Raw genomic sequence first — 16,763 nt, 5'->3', positions numbered from 1 at the left:
GCACCCCAGTCCCAGCCCCGGCTCACCAGGTTTCGAGACGGTCGCTGCGCGACCTCCTCAACCAACGACCCACGCGCGAAGGCACCCGGCCGACCCCGCCGGCTCACAGCGACTCCTCGAGGTAGGCCTTGGTCGCGGCGTACGTCGCGTCGATGCGGTCCTGCACGCCGGAGAAGTCACGGGTGCCGAGGAGCGAGTCGTCCTTGGCGGAGGTGCCGCGGGCCGGCAGCACGTGGCACTCGACGTGGTCGGGGAGCTCGGCGAGCTCGCGGACGAAGCGGTGCCGTCGCGCGATCTCGAAAGACACCCGCGCGACCTCCCACGGTCGCTTGGGCGGGGTCAGCGGCCGGTCGAGGCGACCGACCTGGAGCACGAAGACGCGCGTGGCGCCGAGCTCCACGGCCCGGCCGAGCGGGACCGAGTTGACGATGCCGCCGTCGAGGTAGTGCTCGCCGTCGACCTCGGCTGCCGGCAGCAGCCCGGGTACGGCGGCGCTCGCCACCACCGCGTCGACCACCCGGCCGCTCGTGAACCAGTGCTCGGCCGCCCGCTCGATGCTGGCGGCGCACACCTGGAAGGTGACCGGCAGCTCCTCGAAGGTCAGGTCGCCGAGCTCGTCCGCGAGCCGCTGCCGCAGCGGCGCGGCCGACCAGAGGTGGGTGCCGGTCGAGACGGCGCGGCGCACCGTGCGGAGCGGCCGGTCGCCGTACCCCGCCTCGCGCGCGCTGCCCACCGACTGCCACAGCGACGTGAGCCGTTCGACGACGGAGAGGTCCGGCTGGCTCGCCACCAACGCGCCGTTGAACGCGCCGATGCTGGTGCCGAGGACGAGATCGGGACGGAGGTCGCGCTCGAGCAGCGCGCGCAACATGCCGACCTCGACCGAGCCCAGCACGCCGCCTCCGCCGAGGACGAAGGCGGTGGTCATGGTGCTAGGCCGACGGTGCGAGGTCGGGGTTCTCGGCCTTGAGCTTCTGCATCACGCGGTGCTCGACCCAGAAGATGAGCAGCGGCACGAGCCCGGCGACCAGGGCGAGGATCGTGAACGAGATGCTCCACCCGGCACGCCGGGAGAGGAAGAACGTCACGACCACGTAGACCGCGAAGACCCATCCGTGGACCAGCCAGACGATGCTCGTGTCCGCGCCGAACTGCTGGAGGCTGCTGCCCTCGGTGAGCAGGTACTTCAGCGGGAGGGCCACCAGCGCGCCGTACGCGAGCAGCACGCCGACCACGAAGGCCAGGACCCGGTAGGTGGTGACGAGTCGGTTCATCGTGGCCTCACGTGGTCACGGTATCGGGGTGCTCCTCGTCCTCCGGCTGCGGCTCCGCCCGCCGCGGCGCGAGCTGCTCGCCGAGCCACCGCCACCAGATCAGCACCGCGAAGGCGCCGAAGAACCACCACTCGACCGCGTAGAGGAGGTTGCGCACGGCGGTGAACCGGCCGGCGTCCGGCAGCTGCTCGAGGTCGGCGGCGGGCAGCCCGCCGACCCCCTCCTGCGCGACGGCGTACGCCGAGTAGAGGTCCTCGTCGACCCGCTGGGCGAGGTCGGCCACCCGCAGCTGCGGGAGCACGTCGTCGCCCGGGTCGTCGTCGACCGCGCCGGTGCCCTCCGTCGGCTGGAGCCAGCCGACCAGCTCGGCGTCACCCGCGGGCGGCGCGGGCGCGTCGCCGGTCGAGGCGACCCAGCCCAGCACGACGGGCAGGGCCGGCTCGCCGGCGCCGCCGACGGCGAGGGGCGTCACCATCCAGTAGCCGTCGCGGCCGTCGTGCTCGCGCCCGCTGACGAAGATCGTCCCGGCGGGCACCCACGCGCCCTCGAGCGTGACCGGCTGGCCGACCGAACGACCGGGGAACGGGTCGTCGGGACCCATCACGCTGCCGAGCGACACGGGCTCCGCCCGGGTCAGGTCGCGTGCCTCGTCGGCCCGGCGCGCCTGCCACGCGTCGAGCTGCCAGAGCCCGAGCAGCCCGGCCGCGAGCACCAGGACCAGCGCGAGCAGGTGTCCCGGCCAGAGGCGCGGGGCGAGGGCGGCGGGCACGGGTCAAGCATGCCCGCCGCCTCCATCGCTCGCGTCAGCGGCGACCCGGCACGGCCGAGCGCCCGATGACGGCCGCCCGCTTGTGCGGGTGGCGCTTCTTCATCTTGAACTTCTTGCTCTTGGCGCTGGCCGGGCCGGTGCCGACGCTGTTCGTCGCCGTCACCGTGCACGTGTACTTCTTGCCCGGGGTCAGCCCCTTGACCGTGATCGGGCTGGCCGGCCCGGTCTTGGACTTGGTCTTCGCGCCCTTCTTGCCCTTGCAGGTCACCGTGTACGACGTGACCGGGCTGCCGCCGTCGGAGGCCAGCGTGAAGCTGACCTTCGCCTTCTTCGCGGACGTCGCCTTGGCCGAGGTGATCTCCGGGGCCCCGGGTGCGGTCGCCACCGGCGGCAACGGCAGGGTCACCTGGTTGCCGAAGGCGCTGAAGGCACTGGTCGCGGCCGCGTTGGTCACCGAGACGCGGCAGTGGTAGGTCTTGCCGCTCGTCAGCCCGCTCACCGTGACCGGGCTGGCCGGCCCGGTGTTGGTGCCGCTCGCACCGCCGTCGGTGCTCACGCACTCCACCGTGGCGCTGCTGATCTCCGCGCCCGGGTTCGTCGTGAACGCCACCGTCGCCGCGCCCACGGAGGCAGTCGTCGACGTGACCGTCGGCGTCGCGGGCGGGAGGCAGGAGGCCGGCATGGCGAAGGACTGCGTGCCGTCGGTGATGCTGCCGGACGAACCCTGCGAGGCACCGGCGCCGAGCCCGCGCTTGGCGAACGCGGTCCAGAGCAGGCACTTGTTGGCGCCGCCGGTGTCCGCCAGGTCGGCAGCGATGATGGCGTCTCGCGCGGTGACGAAACCGGGGCTGCACGGCTGGAGCTTCAGGCCGTCGGTCACCAGCCGGAGCGAGAGGAGGTTGCCGGCCGTCATCGGTCCCGCGTCGAGGTTGGCGTCGAAACCGTACTCGTCGATGAGGGCGTAGGTGACCTCCCACAGCATCTCGGCCCAGACCTCACCGACACCGTGCTCGTTGGTCTTGGTCTTGATCGAGTCGTAGGTCTGGGGGTTGATCGCCAGGCTCGTGCTGTAGGGCTTGCTGCGGATGCCGCCGCCCGTGGTCGCCTGGCCGAGCACGTAGGTGCCGATGCCGCGGCCACCGGCCGGCTCGGTGCCGTTGGGCATGTTGAGCATGTAGGAGTAGTAGTCGCTCCAGCCCTCGCCGGCCTGCTCGTTGTTCTGCAGGCAGCTCGCGGTCGCCGGACCGCCCGTGAGCCGGTTGGAGATGCCGTGGGCGTACTCGTGGGCGATGACGCCGTTGTCGAGGTCGCCGTCGCGACCGGGGACGGTCGTGTTCCACAGGTACATCTGCATCCGCGGCTTCTGGCCGTCCGGCCCGGTGCCGAACCGGGCGTTGTTCATGTCGCCGCCGTCCTGCGCCTCGGCGTTGACGGCGTCCGAGCCGAGACCACCGTGACCGTAGTTGTTGGCCTGGAAGTTGCCGGCCGCCTCGGTGAACCCGAAGCGGTGCATGATGTCGTGGATCCGGTTGTTGGTGAAGTAGAGGTTCGAGACCGCCGCCGGCTTGTACGTCGCCGGCGCCTGGGTCAGGTCGAGCGGGAAGTCGAAGGCCAGCCCCGCGCCGCCGTCGGGCTGGCTGCCCGGGTCCGGAAGGTTGTTGGCGTCGGTGTCGGTGTAGGCGTTGACGTTGTTGCCGGTGGTGAGCGTCGACTCGGCGCCGGCGACGCCGTTGGTGTCGTTCCAGCCGAACGGCGACGCGCTGGTCGCCGGGTTGCTGACCAGCGTGCGGGTGTTGAGGGGCGTCGCGAACGACGGCGCCTCGACCGGCATCGGGAAGACGCGGTGGGTGTCCTGGGCCACCCAGTCGGCGCGCCCGAGCTCGGCACCGGTGATCGCGTCCATCCGGATCTGCCACCAGTGCTTGCCGTCGAGCTGGTCGATCACCAACTCCCACGCGAGCCGGAGGTCGCCGCCGGCGGTCCGCTCGTAGACCAGGCGCGCGGGGATGGCCTCGTTGGAGATGCCTCCGTCGCCGAGGTCGCGCGCGTGGTCGGGGCCGCTCGCCGCGTCGTTGCTGCGGAAGGACGCCGTCGGCTGGAGGTGCAGGGCAGCGGCCGCGCGGCGGGCGGCCTCGACGTCGGTGATCTTCGGGGCGGTCGCGTTGACGCGCTGAGCCGCCCTCTTGACGCCGTCCGCGGCGACGCGGACGACGGAGCCGTCGGCGGCGACGGCGACGTTGATGATCGCGTTGAAGACGTCGCGGGAGTCGACCTGCTGCTGGAAGTAGACGTTCGTCAGACCGTTGTGCTTCGTGGGCACCACCGAGGACACCGCCAGGTCCGCGACGTCACGGCCCGCGAGCCCGGCGTCGGCGGCGTGCGACGCGAGGTGGGCGCGGGCCACCTGCACCGCCGCGCTGCCGAGCGGGGCGTGCGGAGCCGTGGCGGGCGCGGAGGCCGCCGCGGAGGCCGCGGCGGCCGGTGGGGACGCGTGCGTCGGAGCGTCGAGCGCCAGCGAGCTCGCCGCGAGGGCGAGCACGGCGACAGCGGACCAGGGAGCGAGTCTTCTCATGGGAAACGCCGTTCGGGTCGGTGAGGGCGGGCGCGGACACACCCAGCCGCGGACACCTTCCTACCCGCGTGCGCGCCCGGGCAAGGGGGACGCGCGTACCAATCGCCTTGTCTTGACATCTCCACTGGTCTTACCACTTGACCTCTGACCAATTGCCGGGCACGGTGGGGGCTATGCCCCTGCAACCTGTGACGCGGCGTTCGGTCCCCGACGAGGTCTTCGACCAGGTCCTCGGAGAGGTGGTCGACGGTCAGCTCGGCGCCGGAGAGGCCCTCCCGAGCGAGCGGCGGCTGGCCGAGGTGCTGGGAGTGTCCCGGCCAGCGGTCCGTGAGGCCCTGCAGCGCATGGCCGCCACCCGCCTCGTCGAGGTGCGCCACGGCGGCGCGACGACGGTGCGCGACTTCAAGCGCTCCGCCGGCCTCGACCTGCTCCCCCGCCTGCTGGTGCGGCGCGGCAAGCTCGACGCCTCCGTCGCCCGCAGCGTGCTCGAGGCGCGTCTCGCGATCGGGCCCGCGGTCGCGGCGCTCGCCGCCGCCCGGGGCGGGCCGGCCCTGGCGGCCGCCCTGACCGAGACGCTCGACCGGCTGGCCGGCACCGACGACGACGTCGAGCGGCAGGTGCACGCGCTGGAGTTCTGGGACCGCGTCGTCGACGCGGCCGACTCCCTGGTGTTCCGGCTCATGTTCAACAGCCTGCGCGCCGCCTACGAGCCGGCGCTGGTGGCGCTAGCCCCGCTGATGGCCGAGGAGGTCGGCCAGGTGGACGCCTACCGCGTCCTCACCGCAGCGCTCGGCGCCGGCGACCCCGAGACCGCGCGGGCCGCGGCCGACCGGGTGCTCCGTCCGGCGACCGAGAGCCTCTTGGGCGCGCTCGCCGCGCTCGCCGCCGTACCGTCCACGCACCCGGAGGAGCGCCCATGACCAAGCCGAGCCCCGAGATCGAGGCGCTGGCCGCCCAGCGGCTCGCGGCCGATGAGGAGCGGCTTGGCAGGTTCGTGGGCCAGGGCCAGGCCCGCCGGCGGCAGTCGCTGTCGCTGCGCGAGGCGGGCGCCGAGTTCTGGAAGCACCCGAGCCCGTGGATGATCGCGACGTTCGTCGTCGGCTCGGTCGTCGGCCGCGTGGTCGTGGGCTGCGGCTCCTGGTGGGAGCTGGTCGTCCCGGCGGCGCTCGTCGCGCTGTTCCCGCTCATCGAGTGGTGCGTGCACGTCGCGATCCTGCACTGGCGCCCGCGCACCGTCGGCCCGGTCACGATCGACTCGCTGCTCGCCCGCGACCACCGCGCCCACCACGCCGACCCGCGCGACCTGCCGCTCGTGTTCATCCCGTGGCGGGCGCTGGCCTGGCTGCTGCCGGCGTACGTCGTGATCGCCTGGCTCGCCATGCCGACCACCGCGTCCGCGCTCACGCTGCTGGTGTCGGTCTACGCGATCATGTTCGGCTACGAGTGGACCCACTACCTCGTGCACAGCGACCACCGGCCGAGGTCGCGCTGGTACCGCTCGGTGTGGCGCAACCACCGGCTGCACCACTACAAGAACGAGCACTACTGGTTCACCGTGACCAGCGCGGGCACCGCCGACCGGCTCTTCGGCACCTACCCCGCCGACCCGTCGACGGTGCCGACCTCGCCGACCGTGAAGAAGCTGCACGACCTGGAGCAGTCGCGGGCCTGACTCGTCAGGGGCACGCCGCGAACGGCAGCGCCCCCTCGAGCGCGAGCCGGGCCGCGGCCGCCGGGTCGGTCATGACGTAGCCGATCCGCCCGGTCAGCGGGTCCGCGGCGCCACCGTCGAACGCCGCGTCGAAGGCCGCGTCCTCCTCGCCCAGCCGCATGCGGGCGAACAGGTCCTGCCGGTCGGCACCGAGCCGGGCCGTGACCAGGCTGCCCTCGAACTGGACGGAGTACGCCGTCAGCTCGTCGACGTCGGCGCCGTCGGCGGGCACGCAGTCGCGCGAGACGTAGGTGGCGTTGGCCTGCAGGCCGACCAGGTCCCACGTCGCCGCGTCAGCGGCCCAGCTGTGGTCGGGATCGGCCGCCGTGCCGCTGCTGACCAGGTGATCTCCGGCGTTGACCTCGCCGCCACTGATCGGAGTCGCCGGGTCCTGCGCCCCCGCCCGGACCCTCGCCATGTCGACGCCGTCGCTGAGCCGCAGCACCCACCCCGCCTCCTGACCCTGCGCGTCGAAGAAGTGCGCCTCCCACACGACGTCGAGCTCGGTGAAGCCGTACTCCCGCAGCAACCGCTGGTCGGACGGCCGCAGCATCCCGGTGGTCAGCAGCGGGCGCTCCGCCTCCGCCCGATGCCAGAACGCCGCCACCTCCCCCGGCGCCGACGCGCCGGTCAGGCTGTCCACGCCGAGCTCCTTGCGGACCTGGCCGAAGTCGGTGACCGTCAGCGTCCGGGCGTCCTCGGGCACCAGCGCGAGCACCGCCGCCGCCGGCTCTATCGAGGCGTCGTACGTCGGGGCGACGCTCGGCGTCGGCTCTGCCAGCGGTCGCGCCACCGGCTCGTCGTCCGAGCACCCGCTGACCAGCAACACGGCGGCGACCAGCGCCACCGAGACCCCGTGCCTCACGAGGCACCATTCTCCGCGGCCCTCGCGCCCGGCGTGGGAGAACCCCGATGTTGGTGGAGCCTAGGGGACTCGAACCCCTCACCCCCTGCTTGCAAAGCCCAGGATGGACAGAGCCGCTACCAATTGCGCCAAGGCCACAGCGCTGAACGAAGGGGTGGAGCCTAGGGGACTCGAACCCCTAACCCCCTGCTTGCAAAGCAGGTGCGCTACCAATTGCGCCAAGGCCCCCGTGGTGATGGTCGGACGCGGAGAGCGTCAGCTCCGCTTGACCGCGTCGGTCGCCTCGGCCCAGAGGGCCTGCTCGGCCTTGCCCTCGTCGATCTTCTTCTTGGCGTAGACCGCGCCGGCGGCTGCGAGGGCGAGCAGGAGGAGCTTCTTCACGGCGCCGACAGTAGCAAGGGGAGTGCCTGCGAGCAGAACCGTCGGGAGCCGTCCCAGCTGGCGCACCGTGGGTCATTGAGTCCGGCTCGCACGATGCGTCTGGTGCCAGGTGCGCCGACCCGGCGTTGGCCACACGCGACAGCACCCGCTCGCAAGCGCTGTGCGCTTACTCGCGGGTGCATGTCGCGTGTGGGCCTAGGAGGACTTGAACCTCCGACCTCTTCCTTATCAGGGAAGCGCTCTAACCGTCTGAGCTATAGGCCCGGGTGGGCGTCGGCGCGCGGCCGACGGACCGAGGAGTGACCTTACCGGAGCGGGCTGCGACCGATGAAATCGGTTCAGTGGTCCTCGGCGAGCGTGACCTCTATGCCGCCGAGCAGCGAGGCGGACATGTTGTAGAGGAACGCGCCGAGGGTGCAGATCGCGGTCACCAGCACCACGTCGACGGCGGCGACGATCATCGTGAAGCCGACGACCCGGCGGGTGCCGAGGTAGTCCTCGATGTCGAACGTCGAGGCCTCCTGGCCGCCCACGACGTCCTGGACGGTCTGGTTGATCGACGACCACACGTCGGCGGCGCTGAGCACCGACCAGACCATCAGCACCGAGACGACGATGACGATGCCGAGGGCGATCGAGAGCAGGAACGACGTCTTCATCACCGACCACGGGTCGATGCGGGTCAGGCGCAGGCGCGCGCGGCGGCCGGGCTTGGGTGCCGCGGCGACCTTCTCGGCGCGCTTCTCCTCGCGGCTCTGCTTCGGCGGCCTGGGCTCCTTGGCCGGCTTGGCCTTCTCGACCGGCTTGGCCGCCGGCAGCGGCGCGACGACCGGAGGCGGAGCGGCCGCCGGACGGGCGGTCTCGGTCGTGCGGGCCACCGGGGTGGCCTGGGTCGCCGGGCTCGGCTGGGCCACGGGCGCGGGCGTCGCCGGTGGCGCCGAGGCGGCGGGCGCCGCCTTGGCAGGTGCGGGGCGCACCGGGCGCTGGGTGGTCTGCGAGGCCTGGGCGGGCGGCGTGCCCTGCCCGGCACGGCTGGCCTGCGCGGGAGGCGGCGAGGCCGGCTTCGGCTTGGCCGGCGCCTTCGCGGCCTTCTTGGCGGTGCCGCGCGCGGGGCGCGCGGCCGGCGGCTTGGGCGGGGGCGTCGCGGACCGCTCGCCGGTGTCGGCCGGCATCGGGGGCAGCACCCGCCCGTTGCCGTTGGACCCGCCGGTGCCCTGGGCGCGCGAGGTGCCGTTGGGAGCAGGCGCCGAGCGCTTCGGGGGCAGGGGCAACGCCACCGTGTCTTCGCGACCGGTGTCGCTCGGGCGATCAGCCATGCTGACTGTCACTCCCCCTGCACTCGACTGGGCACTGCGGCGGACTTGCGGCGGGCTCTCGGCTGGGCTCTGCTTTGACCGCCCGGCCGTCACTCGGACGCGTCGTCACCGTCGATTGTTGCATCCGCCTCGGCATTCTCCGATTCACTGACCGGCTCGACCGCCTCGTCGGCGCCGTCGCGAGCGGGCTCGCCCGCCTCGGAGTCGGCGCCGCTCACGCCCTCCGCCTCGAGCTCCTCCTCGACCTTCGCCTCCACGGAGCGAGCCACGACCGCCACGGCGTCGCCCTCCTTGGGCGTCACGAACTTCACGCCCATGGTCGCGCGCCCCGTGGGCCGGAAGTTGTCGTCGACGCGGCTGCGGACGACCTGGCCGTTCTGGGTGATCGAGAGGACCTCGTCACCCTCGACCACGATGAAGGCGCCGACCAGCCCGCCGCGGTCCTCGTTGGCGAGCGACATCGCCTTGATGCCGAGGCCGCCGCGCGACTGCGAGCGGTACTCAGAGATGCGGGTGCGCTTGGCGAACCCGCCGTCGGTGATCGTGAAGACGTACTGGACCTCGACGTCCTCGGCGTCCGACTCCTCCTCGGCCGCGGCCGAGGCGCGGATCACCGACATCGACAGCAGCGAGTCGCCGTCGCGGAACTTCATGCCGGACACACCGGACGTCGCCCGGCCCATCGGCCGCAGCTGCGTGTCGTCGGCGCGGAACCGGATCGCCTGCCCCTTGCGCGAGACCAGCAGGATGTCGTCGTCGGCATTGACCAGCTCGGCGCCGATCAGCTCGTCGTCGTCCTCGCGGAAGTTGATCGCGATCACGCCGGCCTGGCGCGGGCTGTTGTAGTCGCCGAGACGGGTCTTCTTCACCAGGCCGTTGCGGGTGGCGAGCACGAGGTAGGGAGCCTGCTCGTAGTCGCGGATCGCCAGCACCTGGGCGATGTTCTCGTCGGGCTGGAACGACAGCAGGCCCGCGACGTGGCCGCCCTTCGCGTCACGCTGTGCCTCGGGCAGGTTGTAGGCCTTGGTGCGGTAGACGCGGCCGGCTGTGGTGAAGAACAGCAGCCAGTGGTGGTTGGACGTCGCGATGAAGTGCTCGACGACGTCGTCGCCGCGCAGCGTCGCGCCACGCACGCCCTTCCCGCCGCGCCGCTGGGTGCGGTACTGGTCGGCGCGGGTCCGCTTGGCGTAGCCGCCGCGGGTGATCGACACGACGAGGTCCTCGTCGGGGATCAGGTCCTCCATCGAGAGGTCGCCGTCGGCGGCGATGATCTGGGTACGCCGCTCGTCGCCGTACTTGTCGACGATCTCGTCGAGCTCCTCCATCACGATCGCGCGCTGGCGCGTCACGTTGGCGAGGATGTCCTCGAGGTCGGCGATCGTGATCTCGATGGCGGCGAGGTCGTCGATGATCCGCTGACGCTGCAGGGCGGCCAGCCGGCGTAGCTGCATGTCGAGGATCGCGGTGGCCTGCTCCTCGTCGATCTCGAGCAGCTCCGTCAGCCCCTCGCGCGCCTCCTCGACGTCGGGGGACCGGCGGATCAGCGCGATGACCTCGTCGAGCATGTCGAGCGCCTTGACCAGGCCGCGCAGGATGTGGGCGCGCTTCTCTGCCTCGCGGAGGCGGTACTCGGTGCGGCGCCTGATCACCTCGACCTGGTGGTCGACCCAGCTGCTGATGAACTGGTCGATGGTCAGCGTGCGGGGCACGCCGTCGACGAGCGCGAGCATGTTGGCCGAGAAGTTGGTCTGCAGCTCGGTGTGCTTGAGCAGGTTGTTGAGCACCACCCGCGCCACGGCGTCGCGCTTGAGCACCACGACGAGTCGCTGGCCGGTGCGGTCGGAGGTGTCGTCGCGCACGTCGGCGATGCCCGGCACCTTGCCGCTGTCGGCGAGGTCGGCGATCTTCACCGCGAGGTTGTCGGGGTTGACCATGTAGGGGAGCTCGGTGATCACCAGGCAGGTGCGGCCCTTGGCGTCCTCGTCGACCTCGATGACCGCGCGCTGGGTGATCGAGCCGCGACCGGTGCGGTAGGTCTGCTCGATGCCCTGGGTGCCGACGATCAGCGCGGCGTTGGGGAAGTCGGGGCCCTTGATCCGCTCGATCAGGGCGTCCTGGAGCTCCTCGCGGCTGGCATCCGGGTGCTCGAGGCACCACTTCGCGCCCTCGGCGACCTCGCGCAGGTTGTGCGGGGGGATGCTGGTCGCCATGCCGACCGCGATGCCGGCCGAGCCGTTGACGAGCAGGTTGGGGATGCGGGCCGGCAGCACGACCGGCTCCTGGGAGCGGCCGTCGTAGTTGGGCTGGAAGTCGACGGTCTCCTCGTCGATCCCGCGCACCATCTCCATCGCCAGCGGCGCCATCCGGCACTCGGTGTAGCGCATCGCCGCCGCGGAGTCGTTGCCCGGCGAGCCGAAGTTGCCCTGCCCGTGGATCATCGGGTTGCGCATCACCCACGGCTGCGCGAGCCGGACCAGGGTGTCGTAGATCGCGGTGTCGCCGTGGGGGTGGTACTGACCCATCACGTCGCCGACCACGCGGCTGCACTTGGAGAAGCCTCGGTCGGGCCGGTAGCCGCCGTCGTACATCGCGTAGAGGACGCGCCGGTGCACCGGCTTGAGCCCGTCGCGCACGTCGGGGAGCGCCCGGCCCACAATGACGGCCATCGCGTAGTCGATGTAGGCGCGCTCCATCGACGTGCGCAGCTCGACGTCCTCGATGCGGCCGCCGCCGGGCGGCTGGGTGGGGGTCTCGGTCACGGGTAGTCCTGCCTTCGATACGGGTCTCTAAGGGTCTATAGCGGGTGCGTTAGACACCTAGATATCGAGGAATCGCACGTCCTTGGCGTTGCGCTGGATGAACGAACGACGCAGCTCGACGTCCTCGCCCATCAACGTCGAGAACGTCTCGTCGGCCAGCGCGGCGTTCTCCAGCGTCACCTTGAGCAACAGCCGCTGGTCGGGGTCCATCGTGGTCTCCCACAGCTCCTTGGCGTTCATCTCGCCCAGGCCCTTGTAGCGCTGGACGGGGTTCTCCTTGGGGAGCTTCTTGCCCTCCTCCTGGCCGGCCCGGAGCATCGCGTCCCGCTCGGCGTCGGAGTAGACGAACTCGTGCTCGTGCGGCTTGTTCCAGCGCAGGCGGTAGAGCGGCGGCTGGGCCATGAAGACCTTGCCGGAGTCGATGAGCTGCGGCATGAACCGGAACAGCAGCGTCAGCAGCAGCGTGTTGATGTGGTGGCCGTCGACGTCGGCGTCGGCCATCAGCACGATCTTGTGGTAGCGCAGCTTGTCGATGTCGAACTCGTCGTGGATGCCGGTGCCGAGCGCGGAGATGATCGCCTGCACCTCGGTGTTGGCGAGCACGCGGTCGATGCGGGCCTTCTCGACGTTGAGGATCTTGCCGCGGATCGGGAGGATCGCCTGGATGCGCGGGTCGCGGCCCTGACGGGCGGAGCCGCCGGCCGAGTCGCCCTCGACGATGAAGACCTCGCACTCGGTCGGGTCGGTCGACTGGCAGTCGGACAGCTTGCCGGGCAGGCCCCCGCCGCCGAGCAGGCCCTTGCGCGAGCGGGCCAGGTCGCGCGCCTTGCGGGCGGCGAGCCGCGCCTGCTGGGCGGCCTGGCTCTTGCGGATGATGTCCTTGCCCTCGGCGGGGTTCTGCTCGAACCATGCGCCGAGCTGGTCGTTGACCAGGCGCTGCACGAACCCCTTGGCCTCGGTGTTGCCGAGCTTGGTCTTGGTCTGGCCCTCGAACTGGGGGTTCTCGAGCTTGATCGAGATGATCGCGGTGAGGCCCTCGCGGATGTCGTCGCCGGAGACGCGGTCCTCGGGCTTCTTCATCAGGCCCCAGTCCTCGCCCCACTTGTTGACCAGCGAGGTGAGCGCGGCACGGAAGCCCTCCTCGTGGGTGCCGCCCTCGTGGGTGTTGATGGTGTTGGCGAACGTGTGCACCGACTCCGCGAACGTGGTGTTCCACTGCATCGCGACCTCGAGGCTCATCGGGTTGTCGCCGTCAGCAGGGGTCTCGGCCTCGAAGGCGATGATCGAGGGGTTCGCGGGCTGCTTGCTGCGGTTGAGGTGCTCGACGTAGTCGACGAGCCCGCGGTCGTACTTGAAGACCTGCTCGCTGCCACCGCCCTCGGCGCGGTGCATCGCGTCGGGGTGCGCCGCGTCGATCTCGTTGGCGACCGTGTCGTCCTGGACGGCGTCGGCGATCGCGCCGGCGTCGGCGCGCTCGTCACGAACGACGATCTCGAGCCCCTTGTTGAGGAAGGCGTACTCGCGGAAGCGCGTCGTGATGGTCTCGAGGGAGTAGGTCGTCGTCTCGAAGATGTCGGGGGAGGCCCAGTACTGGACCGTGGTGCCGGTGCTCTCGTCGTCGGCCAGGTCGCGCACCTTCGCCAGCGGAGCGTCCGGCTCACCGAGACGGAAGGTCTGCTCCCACAGGGCACCGCGGTTCTTGACCTGGAGGACGAGCCGGCTCGACAGCGCGTTGACGACCGAGACGCCGACGCCGTGCAGGCCACCGGAGACCTTGTAGCCGCCGCCCCCGAACTTGCCACCGGCGTGCAGCTGGGTGAGCGCGATCGTCGCCGCGGGCAGCTCCTGGCCGGGCGCGGTGTCGGTCGGGATGCCGCGGCCGTTGTCCTCGACCCTGATCGACCCGTCGCCGCCGAGCGTCACGACGATCCGGTCGCAGTAGCCCGCGAGGGCCTCGTCGACGGCGTTGTCGACGATCTCCCAGATCAGGTGGTGCAGGCCGCGCTCGCCGGTCGAGCCGATGTACATGCCGGGCCGCTTGCGGACCGCCTCGAGCCCCTCGAGGACCTGGATCGCGGAGGCGTCGTACTGGACGCCGTTGGGGGGCTCCGGAGGGCTGATCTGGGACACGGGCACCCCTTCTCGCTGGCCTCGCGGCCGCTGTGTTGACATGGCTCGGGCCGCCCTTGCGGTGTGGTTGGCTGTGCAGGACGACCCGTCGTCCATATTACCGCCTGGAAGCCCGCATCCCACGTCACGGACCCCCGTCGGTGGACGAAGTGTCGCGAGAAACGGCTCACAGACGCCCGTGAAGGGCGTCGAGAGGCCCGCGCAGGGGGTCGGACATGTCCCCATATGGTCGAGCGGCTCCCAGATCGGCTCGTGCGGCCCCGGGCGCGACCCGGCGCGTGTGCCGATCCGGACTATCCGTAGGTGTCGCGCGGACCCCGGCTGTCGCGGGTCCGCCGACGGCCCTTGCCCCACGTCGGAAGGTGCGGACCGAGGACCTCGATGAGGGTGACAGTGCCGTCGCCGAGGTCCTCGTTGAGGCGGCGCAGGACGGCCGGGGCCAGGAGCTTGAGCTGGGTGGCCCACGCCGTGGAGTCGGTGCGGACGACGAGGCGTCCGTCGGCGAACGACTCGGGCGTGCAGTGCGCGCCGATGTCGGCGCCGACCAGCTCGGGCCAGCGTGCGAAGACCCCCCGCACCCGGAGCTCGAGCTCCCACCCCTGCTCGGCGACGAGCCGGTCGAGCTGCGCGCCGACCGGCTGCGGGTCGCGGTCGTCGGGGTGGGCGCCGGAGACCGTGGCGTCACGACGGCGGTCGTCGCGCCTGGCTCGGCGCTTGCGGGCCGCCGGAGTCGACTTCGCGGTCGCCCGGGTGAGCTGGCGGGCCAGGTCGAGGCCGTCGTCCTGCCGCGGCGCCTCCTCGCCCCCGGTCGGGTCAGGCATCGCGCGTCACCTCCCCGCCGGCGACGACGTAGCGCGCTCCCGCCAGGGCGGCCGGCACGTCGGCCGGGACGGCCGCGGTGACGAGCACCTGCTCGGCGCCGGCCACCAGCTCGGCGAGCTGCGCGCGACGTTCGGTGTCGAGCTCGGCGAACACGTCGTCGAGGATGAGGATCGGGTCGTCGCCGTCGGACCGCAGCAGGTCGTAGGACGCCAGCCGGAGCGCGAGCGCGAACGACCAGGACTCGCCGTGCGAGGCGTAGCCCTTCACCGGCAGTTTCTCGGTCGCGGTGCCAGCCGGCGCGAGGGTCAGCGCGAGCTCGTCGCGGTGCGGCCCGACCAGGGTCAGGCCCCGGTCGAGCTCGCCCTTGCGACGCGCGGCGATGGCGTCGGTGAACGCCGTGACCAGGTCGCCGGTGTCGGTCGGGACGGTCGGCACGTACTCGATCTCGGCGTCCTCGCGGGAGGCGCCGCGCGCCACGGCCTCGTAGGCCTTGCCGACGTAGGGCCGCAGGTCGTCGACGAGGGCGACGCGGGCCGCGAGGAGCTCCGAGCCGTGCTGGGCCAGCTGCTCGTCCCAGACCGCGAGGGTGGAGGCGGCGTACTCGTCGTCGCGCCTGGCCCGCCGCGCACCGAGCATCGTCTTGAGCAGCGAGTTGCGCTGCTTGAGCACGCGGTCGTAGTCGGCGCGCAGGCCTGCGATCCGCGGCGTGCGCAGCACCAGCAGGTCGTCGAGGAACCGGCGCCGGTCCGACGGGTCGCCCTTGACCAGCGTGAGGTCCTCGGGCGAGAAGATCACCGTGCGCACCAGGCCGACGAGGTCGCGGGTGCGCGGCAGGGTCGCCTTGTTGACCCGGGCGCGGTTGGCCCGGCCGGGGTTGAGCTCGACCTCGAGCACCGCGGTGCGCCCCTCCTTGACGACCGCGGCGCGCACCACCGCCTGCTCGGCACCGTGCCGCACGAGCGGGGCGTCGGTCGCGACCCGGTGCGAGCTGAGCCGCGACAGGTAGTCGATCGCCTCGACGAGGTTGGTCTTGCCCTGGCCGTTGCGGCCGATGAACGACGTCACGCCCGCCTCGAGCGGGACCTCGACGGTCGCGTAGGACCGGAAGTCGTGGAGGCTCAGGTGCGCGACGTGCATCCCACCGTCAGGACTCTCCACCGGTCGGGTTGTCGCCGCCGGTCGGGGGCGCCTGGTCGCCGCTGCCGGCCTTCTTGGCCGAGTCGGACTGGGCCGGCCCGGTCTCGCCGGCCGCGTCGCCGCCCTTCGGCGCCTCGGTGCGCGTCGCGTGGCCGCCGAACTGGTTGCGCATCGCGGCGATCGCCTTCATCGCGGGACTGTCGTCCTGGCGCGAGGTGAACCGCGCGAACAGCGACGCGGCGATCACGTGCATCGGCACGGCGTTGTCGATCGCCGCCTCGACGGTCCAGCGGCCCTCGCCGGAGTCCTCGGCGTAGCCGCTGATCTGGTCGAGGTGCTCGTCCTCGCCGAGGGCCGCGACCAGCAGGTCGAGCAGCCACGAGCGGATCACCGTGCCGGCCCGCCAGGAGTCGAAGACCTCTGCGACGTTGTCGACGACGTCGGTCGCCTCGAGCAGCTCCCAGCCCTCGGCGTAGGCCTGCATCATGGCGTACTCGATGCCGTTGTGGACCATCTTGGCGAAGTGGCCGGCGCCGGGCGTCCGGCCCGCGTGCACGAAGCCGTGCTCACCCTCGGGGCGCAGCGCGTCGAAGGCGGGCTGCACCTTCGCGACGTCCTCGTCGGAGCCGCCGCACATCAGCGCGTAGCCGTTGTCGAGGCCCCACACCCCGCCGGAGACGCCGCAGTCGACGAAGCCGATTCCCTTCTCGCCGAGCATCGCGGCGTTGGCCTGGTCGTCGGTGTACTTGGAGTTGCCGCCGTCGACGACGAGGTCGCCCTCACCGAGCAGCTCGCCGAGCTCCTTGATGGTCTCGCGGGTCGGGTCGCCGGCGGGCACCATCACCCACACCACCCTGGCGCCGCCGTCGGGCCCGGGCAGGGCGTCGACCAGCTCGGCCAGGCTCGCGACGTCGGCGAGGTCGGGGTTGCGGTCGTAGCCCACCACCGTGAGCCCCGCCTTGCGCATCCGCGTGCGCATGTTGCCGCCCATCTTGCCCAGTCCGACGAGACCGATGTGCATCCGAGC

Annotated in this window: 14 protein-coding genes and 2 tRNA genes; 2 read left to right on the top strand and 14 right to left on the bottom strand. The window is 71.9% G+C overall.

Annotated elements, in window-relative coordinates:
* Window positions 1-103: 103 nt before the first annotated feature.
* The 4 genes from G514_RS0123885 to G514_RS28765 are packed head-to-tail and all read right to left on the bottom strand — an operon-like array spanning window position 104 to window position 4,615.
* A complete protein-coding gene (locus G514_RS0123885; RefSeq protein WP_028653794.1) occupies window positions 104-928 on the bottom strand; it encodes a patatin-like phospholipase family protein in 825 nt (274 codons plus the stop codon).
* Between the two features lie 4 nt (window positions 929-932).
* On the bottom strand, window positions 933-1,274 hold the full coding sequence (locus G514_RS0123880; protein WP_028653793.1) for a DUF3817 domain-containing protein: 342 nt from the start codon (window positions 1,272-1,274) through the stop codon (window positions 933-935).
* Between the two features lie 7 nt (window positions 1,275-1,281).
* Window positions 1,282-2,043 carry an SURF1 family protein gene (locus G514_RS28770; protein ID WP_051248205.1) on the bottom strand — a complete coding sequence of 254 codons (762 nt, stop codon included), beginning with the start codon at window positions 2,041-2,043 and terminating at the stop codon, window positions 1,282-1,284.
* Between the two features lie 34 nt (window positions 2,044-2,077).
* Window positions 2,078-4,615 (bottom strand): M36 family metallopeptidase, encoded by a 2,538-nt coding sequence (locus G514_RS28765; protein WP_084152358.1) that lies wholly within the window; start codon window positions 4,613-4,615, stop codon window positions 2,078-2,080.
* A gap of 173 nt (window positions 4,616-4,788) precedes the next feature.
* On the opposite strand from G514_RS28765, the gene G514_RS0123865 reads away from it, so the two are divergent.
* The gene (locus tag G514_RS0123865; protein WP_028653792.1) at window positions 4,789-5,535 is read left to right on the top strand and encodes a FadR/GntR family transcriptional regulator; all 747 of its coding nucleotides are present in this window, start codon (window positions 4,789-4,791) and stop codon (window positions 5,533-5,535) included.
* A complete protein-coding gene (locus G514_RS0123860) occupies window positions 5,532-6,287 on the top strand; it encodes a sterol desaturase family protein (protein ID WP_084152357.1) in 756 nt (251 codons plus the stop codon). Before G514_RS0123865 ends, G514_RS0123860 begins: the two co-directional genes overlap by 4 nt.
* Before the next feature lie 4 nt (window positions 6,288-6,291).
* Here the strand turns inward: G514_RS0123860 and G514_RS0123855 are convergent, their stop codons facing one another.
* The 10 genes from G514_RS0123855 to gnd all read right to left on the bottom strand — a co-directional run bounded on the left by G514_RS0123855 (window position 6,292) and on the right by gnd (window position 16,757).
* Window positions 6,292-7,191 (bottom strand): hypothetical protein, encoded by a 900-nt coding sequence (locus G514_RS0123855; RefSeq protein WP_028653790.1) that lies wholly within the window; start codon window positions 7,189-7,191, stop codon window positions 6,292-6,294.
* Between the two features lie 155 nt (window positions 7,192-7,346).
* A tRNA-Ala gene (locus tag G514_RS0123845) sits at window positions 7,347-7,419 on the bottom strand.
* A 27-nt stretch (window positions 7,420-7,446) separates the two neighbouring features.
* Window positions 7,447-7,572 carry a DLW-39 family protein gene (locus G514_RS31020; RefSeq protein ID WP_211222221.1) on the bottom strand — a complete coding sequence of 42 codons (126 nt, stop codon included), beginning with the start codon at window positions 7,570-7,572 and terminating at the stop codon, window positions 7,447-7,449.
* A 190-nt stretch (window positions 7,573-7,762) separates the two neighbouring features.
* A tRNA-Ile gene (locus tag G514_RS0123835) sits at window positions 7,763-7,836 on the bottom strand.
* A 74-nt stretch (window positions 7,837-7,910) separates the two neighbouring features.
* Window positions 7,911-8,888 carry a DUF3566 domain-containing protein gene (locus G514_RS31015; RefSeq protein WP_245582324.1) on the bottom strand — a complete coding sequence of 326 codons (978 nt, stop codon included), beginning with the start codon at window positions 8,886-8,888 and terminating at the stop codon, window positions 7,911-7,913.
* 89 nt (window positions 8,889-8,977) lie between these two features.
* Window positions 8,978-11,647, bottom strand: coding sequence for a DNA gyrase subunit A (gyrA, locus tag G514_RS28755; protein WP_036566177.1), 2,670 nt, complete (start codon window positions 11,645-11,647; stop codon window positions 8,978-8,980).
* A gap of 57 nt (window positions 11,648-11,704) precedes the next feature.
* Window positions 11,705-13,819 (bottom strand): DNA topoisomerase (ATP-hydrolyzing) subunit B, encoded by a 2,115-nt coding sequence (gene gyrB, locus G514_RS0123820; RefSeq protein ID WP_157545203.1) that lies wholly within the window; start codon window positions 13,817-13,819, stop codon window positions 11,705-11,707.
* Between the two features lie 251 nt (window positions 13,820-14,070).
* The gene (locus G514_RS0123815; protein WP_028653788.1) at window positions 14,071-14,598 is read right to left on the bottom strand and encodes a DciA family protein; all 528 of its coding nucleotides are present in this window, start codon (window positions 14,596-14,598) and stop codon (window positions 14,071-14,073) included.
* Window positions 14,591-15,736 (bottom strand): DNA replication/repair protein RecF, encoded by a 1,146-nt coding sequence (gene recF / locus G514_RS0123810; protein ID WP_028653787.1) that lies wholly within the window; start codon window positions 15,734-15,736, stop codon window positions 14,591-14,593. Before recF ends, G514_RS0123815 begins: the two co-directional genes overlap by 8 nt.
* 7 nt (window positions 15,737-15,743) lie before the next feature.
* The gene (gene gnd / locus G514_RS28750; protein ID WP_084152355.1) at window positions 15,744-16,757 is read right to left on the bottom strand and encodes a phosphogluconate dehydrogenase (NAD(+)-dependent, decarboxylating); all 1,014 of its coding nucleotides are present in this window, start codon (window positions 16,755-16,757) and stop codon (window positions 15,744-15,746) included.
* Between the last annotated feature and the right edge of the window lie 6 nt (window positions 16,758-16,763).

Source organism: Nocardioides halotolerans DSM 19273, from assembly GCF_000422805.1.
GTDB lineage: Bacteria > Actinomycetota > Actinomycetes > Propionibacteriales > Nocardioidaceae > Nocardioides > Nocardioides halotolerans.
This window is presented reverse-complemented; position numbering and strand designations above follow the sequence as displayed.

Coding starts and splice junctions, on each gene's coding strand:
- G514_RS0123885 (WP_028653794.1), bottom strand. CDS start 928: ATGACCACCGCCTTCGTCCTCGGCGGAGGCGGCGTGCTGGGCTCGGTC.
- G514_RS0123880 (WP_028653793.1), bottom strand. CDS start 1,274: ATGAACCGACTCGTCACCACCTACCGGGTCCTGGCCTTCGTGGTCGGC.
- G514_RS28765 (WP_084152358.1), bottom strand. CDS start 4,615: ATGAGAAGACTCGCTCCCTGGTCCGCTGTCGCCGTGCTCGCCCTCGCG.
- G514_RS0123865 (WP_028653792.1), top strand. CDS start 4,789: ATGCCCCTGCAACCTGTGACGCGGCGTTCGGTCCCCGACGAGGTCTTC.
- G514_RS0123860 (WP_084152357.1), top strand. CDS start 5,532: ATGACCAAGCCGAGCCCCGAGATCGAGGCGCTGGCCGCCCAGCGGCTC.
- G514_RS31015 (WP_245582324.1), bottom strand. CDS start 8,888: ATGGCTGATCGCCCGAGCGACACCGGTCGCGAAGACACGGTGGCGTTG.
- gyrB (WP_157545203.1), bottom strand. CDS start 13,819: ATGTCAACACAGCGGCCGCGAGGCCAGCGAGAAGGGGTGCCCGTGTCC.
- G514_RS0123815 (WP_028653788.1), bottom strand. CDS start 14,598: ATGCCTGACCCGACCGGGGGCGAGGAGGCGCCGCGGCAGGACGACGGC.
- recF (WP_028653787.1), bottom strand. CDS start 15,736: ATGCACGTCGCGCACCTGAGCCTCCACGACTTCCGGTCCTACGCGACC.
- gnd (WP_084152355.1), bottom strand. CDS start 16,757: ATGCACATCGGTCTCGTCGGACTGGGCAAGATGGGCGGCAACATGCGC.